This is a genomic window from Sphingomonas sp., assembly GCF_013816785.1.
GTDB lineage: Bacteria > Pseudomonadota > Alphaproteobacteria > Sphingomonadales > Sphingomonadaceae > Sphingomicrobium.
In genome coordinates, this window is the sequence record NZ_JACDDV010000065.1 from 1 (window position 1) to 9,760 (window position 9,760).

The window sequence follows — 9,760 nt, forward strand, 5'->3', positions numbered from 1 at the left end:
CCGGCCGCGAGGAGCATGACCATCAGTTTCTTCATCGTCATCCTCATCGGGTTAGAGCGCTTCCTTGCCGGTCTCGCCGGTTCGGATGCGAACGACATGTTCGAGATCGAAAACGAATACCTTGCCGTCGCCGATCTTGCCGGTGCGCGCGGAACCTTCGATCGCTTCGATCGCGCGCTCGACAATATCTTCGGACACTGCGGCTTCGATTTTTACCTTCGGCAGAAAATCGACGACATATTCGGCACCGCGATAGAGCTCGGTATGGCCCTTTTGGCGGCCGAACCCCTTCACTTCGGTCACGGTAATCCCGGACACCCCGACCTCGTGCAGCGCGTCCTTGACGTCGTCGAGCTTGAACGGTTTGATGATCGCCTCGATCTTTTTCACAGCAATTGCGCGCTCCCTCGGCCCTTGCACTACCAAATCATCGCCATGCTCGCCATGCCCCGAGAATGGCTGCGCGTGACGATTGCCAAATGTCTGCCGCAATTGGCGGCCAAAGCGAAGGCATGAAAGCCATCATCCTTTCCGCCGGCCAGGGGTCGCGGCTCGGGTCGCTGACCCACAACCGGCCCAAATGCCTGATCGAGTTAAATGGCCGCAGCCTGCTCGACCGGCAGCTGGACGCGCTTGCCGCCAACGGAATCGACGAGGCGGTGGTGGTGACCGGCTTCCGCGACGACCAAATCGAAGCGTCGCTGATGCGGCGTGGCGAGGCAGGGCCGCGGGTGCGAACCCTGTTCAACCCCTTCTACCAGGTAGCGGACAATCTAGGGTCGCTGTTCATGGCGCGCGAGGAACTCGCCGGCGACGTGCTGGTGTGGAACGGTGACACGCTGGTCAGCGAAACTCTGATGGCGCGCGTCCTCGCCAATCGCGGGCAGGACGGCATCTGCGTGACGATCGATCGCAAGGATCGCTATGACGAAGATGATATGAAGGTCATCGCCGGCGAGGGCGGCCGGCTGCGCGCGATTGGCAAGCGCATCGCGACCGGGGTCAATGCCGAATCGATCGGCCTCTTGGCGTTTCGCGGCGATGGGGCGGAGCGCTTCCGCCACGCGATCGAGCGAGGGATGCGGACCAAGGAAGGCACCACCATATGGTATCTGCGCGTGATCCACCATCTGGCGCAGAATAGCGCAGTGTGGACGCTCGACATCGCCGGCGAGCAATGGGGCGAGGTCGATTTCCCCGAGGATGTCGCGAGCGCCGAGGCGCTCGCGCTGCAATGGGACGAGGCGAGAAAGGCGAAAGCGGCCTAATAAGGCGGCTTATCGAGTCCGTTGGGGCTTTTGGTGAAAACCTCATGTCCAGCCTCGGTAATCCCGATCGAATGTTCGAACTGAGCGCTCAAGGAGCGGTCGCGGGTGACCGCGGTCCAGCCATCGTCGAGCAGTTTCACGTCAGCGCGCCCGATGTTGATCATCGGCTCGACCGTGAAGAACATGCCGGGCTTCAGTTCAGGGCCGGTGCCGGGACGGCCGGCGTGGACCACTTCGGGGCTATCGTGAAATAGCCGGCCGAGGCCATGACCGCAAAAGTCGCGGACGACGCTGTAACGGTGCTTTTCGGCGTGGCTTTGAATGGCGTGGCTGATGTCGCCCAGGCGGTTGCCGGGCTTGGCCTGCGCCAACCCCAGCATCAGGCATTCATAGGTTAGGTCGACCAACTTCCGTGCCTTGATCGGCACATTGCCGGCAAGATACATGCGGCTGGTGTCGCCGTGCCAACCGTCCAAGATCGGCGTCACGTCGATGTTGACGATGTCGCCGTCCTTCAGCGCCTTGTCGCCCGGGATTCCGTGGCACACGACATGGTTGATCGAAGTACAACAGCTTTTGGTATAGCCGCGATAGCCGAGCGTGGCGGGAACCGCGCCGGCCTCGAGCGTCAGGCGGTGGACGATCGTGTCGAGTTCCTGGGTTGTGACTCCGGGAACTACATGCGGCACCAGCGCGTCGAGGATGGAGGCCGCAAGGTGGCCAGCGCGGCGCATCCCAGAGAAGCCTTCGGCGCCGTGGAGCTTGATGACATGGCTGCGCGGTTCGGTGCGATCCTCGGGACCGACCTGGATATATTCGGTCATGATGGGGAAGATAGGATAGGGCGGATGGAATGTCGAATGGAGGCAAGGCCTTGGGAAGAGTGTGGACCGCTGCGCTGATCGTGATCGGCGACGAGATTTTATCCGGCCGGACCCAGGACCGCAACATCGCCCAGGTCGCGACCTGGCTAAACGTTCAGGGCATCCGGCTGAACGAAGTGAGGGTCGTGCCCGACATCGAGGAGGCGATCATCGGGGCGGTCAACGCGCTACGCACGTCCCATGACTATTGCTTCACGACCGGGGGGATTGGCCCGACCCACGACGACATCACGGTCGATGCGGTCGCCAAGGCGTTGGGCGTCGCGGTGGTAGTGCACCCCGAGGCGCGGGCGATCCTCGAACGATATTATGTCGACAAGGGCGGGTTGAACGAGGGGCGGCTGCGGATGGCGCGGGTACCCGAGGGAGCCGCCCTCATCCCCAACCGCATGTCGGGTGCGCCGGGCATCCGCATCGGCAATCTGTTCCTAATGGCCGGCGTGCCGCACATCGCCGCGCAGATGCTCGACGCGCTGACCGGGCAGCTGAAAGGCGGTCGGCCTTTGGTGTCGGTCACGATCGGGGCCTTCGCGCCCGAAAGCGAGGTTGCCGAGCTGCTGCACCGAGCCGAGCGATCAACCGAGGGCGTGGCGATCGGCAGCTATCCCTTTTTCAAGGACGGCCGGGTCGGGGCGAATTTCGTGGTGCGCTCGGAAAATGAGGCGGTGGCCGAGCAGGTGGCGGGGGAGCTGAGTGAGGCGCTGGAAAGCGCGGGCTTCGCCGCGGTGGCTGGGGGAATCTAGGTCGCCCGGTTGCGGCGGAGCCGCGCCCCGCGCTCCATTTCACGGCCTGCCCCCGGCAAGCCTAAAATGGAGCGGGTGAAGGGAATCGAACCCTCGTCGTAAGCTTGGGAAGCTTCTGCTCTACCATTGAGCTACACCCGCATCGCGGCCACGCTTGGCACGGCGATCGCGGAGCGGTCAACCGACAAGCGAGCGGCGCCCTCCGGAGGACGGCGCCGCTGCTTTCTTCATGCGAATTCGTTCAGAAGCCGACGTTGACTGTCAGGCTGACCGTGCGCGGTGCACCGATCTGGACGAACGGCGGGCTGCCATAGGTCGGGACTGTCGCGGTAGGCACGCAGCTTGGTGTTGACGTTGCGTTGCACGTGCGGGTCGACGTCGACTGGCTCAGACCGCCGTTGAAACCGCCGGCGTAGAGCTTGTCGAACAGATTGTAGACGTTGAGCTGCAGGTAGGCCTTCGCCAGATTCGGGGCGAAGTAGCCCATGTTCATCCGCGCATCGAGGTTGACCAACCAGTAGGCAGCGGCAGTCGAATCGAAGATCTGGGTTTGTACGACCCTTCCCGCTGTCGGTGTGGTGACACCAATGTCACCCGTGAAGACCGGCCGGTTGTTGTCGAAGATGAGGCGCGGGCCGGTCCGCTTGGCGGTGATGCCCAGGTCGAGCGGCCCAAGCGTGCCGACGAGCGACGTGCCATAGCTGTACTTCGGCGAGCCGGCCTCGCGGTTGCCGGCGGTGAAGGCGCAATTGCGCAAGCCATTGACGCTCGCCGGATCGACCGTGTCGCAGGTGATGCCGGCCGGAAGGACACCAGTCTGGATGTTGTCCTGGATCTTCGACTGGTTCCACGAACCGAAAACGTAGGCCGTCAGTTCCTTGACCGGCGAGTAAGCGATCGATCCGTCGATGCCCCACTTTTTCACCCTGCCGAGATTGCGGAAGACGGTCTGGTTGAGTTCGGGATCGAACGCCGAGGCGAGCCGATTGTTGAACAGCGTGTACCAGCCCGCGACCTGAGCCTGAATCTTCGAGCTGCGATAGCGCAGGCCGCCGTCGAATGAGTCGGTGACCTCCGGCTTGGGCTTGGCCAGTGATGTGCCCGCCGGGAAGTAGAAGGCGTTGTAAAGGTTGTCGGTACTGGGCACCGAAAGGCCCTTCGAATAGCTGGCGAAGGCCGACAACGCCGGGGTGATGTCATAAATTGCGCCGACGCTCGGGAGCAGTTTCGAGTAGTTGAGCACGCGATGGCCGGGCGGCGAAAAGCCGGAGATCACGCGACCGGTTGCCGGATCGACGACATAGGGGTTGAGCGTGCCGATCCTCGCGTCGAGCGCCTCGTCTCTGCCGCTGCACTCGACGAAGCCGCTGGCCGACGAGGTGTAGCAGTTGTTCTGAAGGTCGCGTTTGAAGAATGGCAGCCGGGCGCCGACGTTGACCGTCAGGGCACCGAACTCACCGCGATATTCGCCGGCGACCTGGTTGAGGACCGCGTAGGACTGGCGATCGCGCTTCTGAAGCGGAACACCCTGCGCGGTCTCGAGTGGATCGTTGATCGGGAAAACATCGACCGGATCGCCGTTGAGCTTGAGGAAGCCGACCTGGCCGGTCTGGCGATGGTTCGAGTAATCGTGGGTGAAAGTGGCGCGGACGGTGTGGTGGTCGCTGATGTCGTAGCGCAGGCCGGCGATCACCGCGTAACGGCGGGTTCGGGTCTGGCTCGGCGTAAGAAGGGTGATTTGGTCGCGCGTATCGCCGTCGCCATTGAGGTCGACGCCGTTGAAATAAGGCGCCCCGCCGAAGAAGCCGCCAACGCAGTTGATGGTTAGCGGATTAGGAGCGGCGGTCGAGCAGTTTGCCCGGTTGATCGTGCCCGGGACGCCACCGGCCGGATTGATATCGAAGCCAAATTCGCGCGCTGGAGAACTTATCGTGGTTGTGCCGCCGCCATTGGCCTTGGTGTACTGGAAGCTGGGGTCGATCGTGAGTATGAGGCCTTCGGCCAAGGTGAACTTCGAATTGCCGCGGATGTTGATACTGTTCGAAGGATTGACGCGACGGTCGAAGTCCGTGCCGCAGCTGTTAGGCACGTCGGCGACACCAGCCTGTGGCACATCGAGCGTGCAGGTAGGGATGTTGTACTCGCGAGCGTCGCGCGACTGCGGGAAGCCCAAGGGAACAACGCGGTCGTTGCGCAGCGAAACCGAACCGAAGAAATTGTTGCGGTCCTGGTTGTAGCGACCGGCAACCGAGACAAAGTCGCCGTTGGCGCCGAGCGGCTGATAGATTTTGGCGTTGTACTGCTGGCGGTCGAGTTTGCCGAAATGGTTGAACGGATTGTCGTACTTGGAGTTGCTGGCGGCGACGAAAGCGCGCGTGCCCCACGGGCCGATCTCGCCGCTGTCGAGCATGCCGAAGAAGCGGCGATAGTCGAACTGACCGAGCGATGCGCTGAAGCGGCCACCGAAATTCTTGCCCGGAACGCGGGTGCGCTGGTTAATGGTGCCGCCGACAGCGGAGGCGGTCGGCGAGTCAACGTCGGTCGAGCCGAGGCTGACGTTGACCTGGTCGATCAGTTCGGGGTCGATCGAGAAGTTCGAGAAAATGTTGTAATTGCCGCTGTCGTTCAGCTGGATGCCGTCGAGTGTGTAGCTGACGCGGGTCGAATCGAAGCCGCGGACGTTGAGCGTGCCGCCGGCATTGCCATAGGCGTCGTTATTCTGAAAGTTGACGCCAGGCACGACGTTGATCGTGTCGAGCACCGTTTGGCCCGGGCCGCTGCGCGAGATCAATTGCTGGGTGATGATCGCCTTCGCCTTGGGCGCGTCGGGCGCCTGAATACCGCCCACGTCCTGCGTACGCGTACCGGTGACCACGATTTCCTTTTCGAAGTCGACCGAGCCGGTCGACTGGGCAAAAGCGGCAGTCGGCATAACGAGCGCTGTCGAGCAAAGCAGAAGCAGTTTTTTCACGTTGAACCCCAATGCGTTGGTAGAATCCCCAGAACCTGACGCTTGAGGCGGCTAGAGGCTGAATAAGACAAAAAGGTGACCTCCCCTCAAGGCCATCACCTTTTCCATTTTGCCGTTGCAAAAACATCCCATTCGGCCGCGCCAAACCCCGCCCGACTCGTGCACCCGATACAGCAAAATCCGGTCACGGAAACAAGGCGTTGGTCAGGCCGGGCGGCGATCCAGGCGGCGACCGATGCCGACAAGCAACAGAATCAGGAACGGCACGAGAACGATCGACAGCACGACCTTGGCCAGCATCTGGCCGAGCATCAGCTCGGCAATCGGGAAGACGCCGTAGAAGGCCACGGTGATGAAGATCAGCGTATCGACGATTTGGCTCAACACGCTGGCGATGGCTGCGCGGAGCCACAACAGGCTGGAACCCTCGCGGCCCTTTAGACGGCTGAAAATGGTGACGTTCAAAAGTTGCGAGGTGCCGTAGGCGAGAATGCCGCCCAGCCAGATGCGCGGCGTGCCGCCCATGACAGTTTCGAACGCCGACAGGCGCGCCGGGTCCATGTCCTTCGACGCCGGGATTTGAAGGACGAGAAGGCTCAACAGCAGCGAGGCAATGAGCGGGACGAAGCCGATCAGGACGAGGCGGTTGGCCGCGGCGCGGCCGTGGAGTTCGGCAACCGCGCTCGACGTCACAACCAGCAGTAGGAAGGCGAAGATGCCGGCCTCGACCGCGAGCGGGCCGAGCGCGACCTGCTTGTTGCCGAGCACGCCGGCGATGCACACCATGCCGCCGTAGAAAATGGCGAACGCGAACAAGGAAAGCGGAATCGCGGACGCGGCGGGCGGAGCGGTGTCGGTCATGGCGGCGAAGGGGTAAAGGCTTTGGCGCGGTCGGCAAGCCCTCTTGAACGCTTTGCCGGTTGTTGACCCTGGGGCTCCTGCCCGGCTAGTCGGTGCGGCCGTGACTTCCCCAAAACTCGACATATTGGCCATCGGCGATGCCATCGTCGATGTGATCGCGTCGTGCGACGACGCGTTCCTGATCGAGCACAACCTGCCCAAGGGGTCGATGCAGTTGCTGACCCCGGCCGAGGCCGACACGCTGTACGCCGCGATGAGCACCGCGCGCGAAATGTCGGGCGGGTCGGCGGCCAATTCGATGGCTGGGATCGCGGCGATGGGTGGCAGCGCGGCGTTCATCGGCCAGGTCGCCGAGGATCAGCTCGGCATGATCTTCGAGCATGACATGCACGCGCTGGGCGTGCGGTTCGAAACGCCGTCGATCGAAGGCGGGCCGCCAACCGGCCGCTGCCTCATCCTGGTCACGCCCGACGGGCAGCGGACCATGAATACCTCCCCGGGCGCCAGCCACGAATTGAGCGTCGATGCGCTCGATCCTGTGCTGATCGCCTCGGCCCAGATCCTGTACCTCGAAGGCTATCTGTGGGGGCCGGAAAAGCCGCGGAGGGCGATGCTCAAGGCGGTCGAAATCGCCCATGAGTCGGGTCGCGAAGTGGCCTTCACGCTGTCTGAAAGCGTATGCATCGCCAGCCGCAAGGAAGGTTTTGCCAAAATGATCGATGGCGGCGGGGTCGACTTGCTGTTCGCCAACCAGGATGAAGCATTGCAGCTGACCGGGCGGAGCGATGCGGAGGCAGCGTTCAACGAATTGAAAGCCAAGGTCGGTACGCTGGTGGTGACGCGCGGCGCGGCCGGCGCGACCGCGATCCGCAAGGGCGAGACGATTTCGATTCCCGCGGCGCCGGTAGGCCAGGTGGTCGACACGACCGGCGCGGGCGATTTGTTCGCCGCCGGTTTCCTGGCCGCCCGGGCCAAGGGGGCGGGGCTCGAGCGCTGCCTATGGACCGGGGCGATCGCGGCGGGCGAGGTGATCGGCCACTATGGCGCGCGGCCGATCGCCGACCTGAAAGCGCTGGTGCAGCTTTGAGCCACATTCGCCGCCTCGCCGTCTATTGCGGCTCCGCCCCCGGCGCCGACCCAGCCTTCGCCGACGCGGCCCGGGAGCTGGCAATCCTGATGGTCGAGCGCGACATCGAATTGGTCTATGGGGGCGGGCGGCTGGGCCTGATGGGCATCGTCGCCGACACAGTGCTGGAGCATGGCGGGCGAGTTTTTGGGGTGATCCCGCAGACGCTGGTCGACCATGAGGTCGCGCACCGCGGTTGCACCGAGCTTCACACCGTCGCCGACATGCACGAACGCAAGGCGAAGATGACCGAGCTGTGCGATGCCTTTGTTTGCCTGCCAGGCGGAATCGGCACGCTCGACGAGATGTTCGAAGCATGGACCTGGAACGCGCTCGGCTATCATGCCCAACCCTTTTGCCTGCTCAACGTCCATGGCTATTGGGACCGCCTCGCCGATTTCATGGACCATGTCATGGCCAGTGGTTTCCTCAGCGAAGCCCGCCGCAAGCAACTGCTCAAGGCACAATCGCCGGCCGAGGCACTGGACCTACTGGACGAAGCGGCCAAAGGAGCGGCACAAGGCGTCACCTGGTAATCAATCAGGATTGCAAGTCCGGGGAGGGGCGGCGCCGTCATGAACCACTATCTGTTGGGTGTGGCGGGCATTGCCGTCATCGTCCTGATCGCCGTCATCTTCTCGTCGAACCGCAAGGCGATCCGTCTGCGCGTGGTCGGCGCGGCGTTCGCGCTGCAAGCGGTCATCGCCTTCCTAGTACTGCGCACCAGCGGCGGCCGGCAGGTGATTCAGTCGATGTCGGACGGGGTCGCGGCGCTGCTCGGCTATGCCGGCAAGGGGACCGAATTCCTGTTCGGGCCGACCGCGTCCAACCCGCTTGCCAATACGTTCGCCATCGCGGCGCTGCCGGTGATCATCTTTTTCGCGTCGCTTGTGGCGATCCTCTATCACCTCGGCATCATGCAGCGAGTCGTCCGCTGGGTCGGCGGGGCGATCGGCTGGGTCACCGGGATCAGCCGGGTCGAGTCGCTGGGCGCGGCGGCCAACATCTTCGTCGGCCAGTCGGAAAGCCCGCTCGTGGTGCGGCCCTATCTTTCGGCGCTGCCGCCGTCGCATCTGTTCACGCTGATGACAGTCGGCATGGCCGGGGTCGCTGGAACCATCCTGGCCGCCTATGCCGGGCTGCTCGGCGCCAAATATCTGCCGTTCCTGCTCGCCGCCGCGTTCATGTCGGCGCCGGGCGGAATTTTGATGGCCAAGCTGATTATGCCCGACGATCCCGCGCCCAAGGACGAGCTGGCGCTGGAGGGCGGGGTGGCCACCCTCGCCCCTGAAGACCAGCTCGAGATCGACACGTTCGAGGAGGGCGAGCGGCCGGCCAACATCATCATGGCCGCCGCTCAGGGTGCGCAAACCGGAGTCAAGCTGGCGGTCGCGGTCGGGGCGATGGTGCTGGCGTTCGTTGCACTTGTGGCGCTGGCCAACGGCATTCTCGGTAGCGTCGGCCACCTGTTCGGCTATGATAATTGGAGTTTCCAGGGCGCGGTCGGGGCGCTGTTCGCGCCGGTGATGTATCTGATCGGCGTTCCGTGGAACGAAGCGGGGGTCGCGGGCGGGCTGTTCGGGACCAAGATCGTCTTGAACGAATTCGTCGCCTTCATCGACCTCGGCAACGCGGCGGGGCCGGCCGCTGCGCTGACCGACCGCAGCCGGGCGATCGTGACGTTCGCGCTATGCGGCTTCGCCAATTTCAGTTCGATCGCGATCCAGATGGCGGTGACCGGCAACCTTGCGCCCAACCAACGGCCGATGATCGCCCGGCTTGGCCTGCGCGCGCTGCTCGCCGGAAGCCTCGCCAACCTGATGAGCGCCGCGCTTGCGGGGCTGATGATCGCCTGACTTTTTGCTAAGAGTTCGACATGACCGATGTAATTACCAGCGACAGCGTCG

9 protein-coding genes and 1 tRNA gene are annotated in these 9,760 nt (G+C 63.6%); 5 read left to right on the forward strand and 5 right to left on the reverse strand.

Going from position 1 to position 9,760, the window contains the following annotated elements:
• Positions 1–51: 51 nt before the first annotated feature.
• A complete protein-coding gene (locus tag H0W65_RS11120; protein ID WP_294007618.1) occupies positions 52–390 on the reverse strand; it encodes a P-II family nitrogen regulator in 339 nt (112 codons plus the stop codon).
• Between the two features lie 89 nt (positions 391–479).
• Here H0W65_RS11120 and H0W65_RS11125 point away from each other — a divergent pair, with 89 nt between their 5' ends.
• Positions 480–1,268 (forward strand): phosphocholine cytidylyltransferase family protein, encoded by a 789-nt coding sequence (locus H0W65_RS11125; protein WP_294007620.1) that lies wholly within the window; start codon positions 480–482, stop codon positions 1,266–1,268.
• Here H0W65_RS11125 and map read toward each other — a convergent pair.
• Positions 1,265–2,092, reverse strand: coding sequence for a type I methionyl aminopeptidase (gene map, locus H0W65_RS11130; protein ID WP_294007621.1), 828 nt, complete (start codon positions 2,090–2,092; stop codon positions 1,265–1,267). The two genes, H0W65_RS11125 and map, sit on opposite strands and share 4 nt — an antisense overlap.
• 29 nt (positions 2,093–2,121) lie before the next feature.
• Here map and H0W65_RS11135 point away from each other — a divergent pair, with 29 nt between their 5' ends.
• Positions 2,122–2,895 (forward strand): competence/damage-inducible protein A, encoded by a 774-nt coding sequence (locus H0W65_RS11135; protein WP_294007622.1) that lies wholly within the window; start codon positions 2,122–2,124, stop codon positions 2,893–2,895.
• Positions 2,896–2,962: 67 nt separating this feature from the next.
• Here H0W65_RS11135 and H0W65_RS11140 read toward each other — a convergent pair.
• The 3 genes from H0W65_RS11140 to H0W65_RS11150 form a co-directional block, all read right to left on the reverse strand.
• Positions 2,963–3,036 (reverse strand) — tRNA-Gly (locus tag H0W65_RS11140).
• A 100-nt stretch (positions 3,037–3,136) separates the two neighbouring features.
• Entirely contained in the window at positions 3,137–5,827 is a 2,691-nt protein-coding gene (locus H0W65_RS11145) for a TonB-dependent receptor (RefSeq protein ID WP_294007624.1), read from the reverse strand.
• 243 nt (positions 5,828–6,070) lie between these two features.
• Positions 6,071–6,727 (reverse strand): queuosine precursor transporter, encoded by a 657-nt coding sequence (locus H0W65_RS11150; RefSeq protein WP_294007626.1) that lies wholly within the window; start codon positions 6,725–6,727, stop codon positions 6,071–6,073.
• A 100-nt stretch (positions 6,728–6,827) separates the two neighbouring features.
• On the opposite strand from H0W65_RS11150, the gene H0W65_RS11155 reads away from it, so the two are divergent.
• Genes H0W65_RS11155 through H0W65_RS11165 form a run of 3 tightly spaced genes read left to right on the forward strand, consistent with a single transcriptional unit; the run spans position 6,828 to position 9,709 of the window.
• Complete coding sequence (locus H0W65_RS11155; RefSeq protein WP_294007627.1) at positions 6,828–7,814, forward strand: adenosine kinase; 987 nt, start codon at positions 6,828–6,830, stop codon at positions 7,812–7,814.
• Positions 7,811–8,389, forward strand: coding sequence for a TIGR00730 family Rossman fold protein (locus tag H0W65_RS11160; RefSeq protein ID WP_294007629.1), 579 nt, complete (start codon positions 7,811–7,813; stop codon positions 8,387–8,389). Before H0W65_RS11155 ends, H0W65_RS11160 begins: the two co-directional genes overlap by 4 nt.
• A 39-nt stretch (positions 8,390–8,428) precedes the next feature.
• The gene (locus H0W65_RS11165; RefSeq protein ID WP_294007631.1) at positions 8,429–9,709 is read left to right on the forward strand and encodes a nucleoside transporter C-terminal domain-containing protein; all 1,281 of its coding nucleotides are present in this window, start codon (positions 8,429–8,431) and stop codon (positions 9,707–9,709) included.
• The last annotated feature ends 51 nt before the right edge of the window (positions 9,710–9,760 follow it).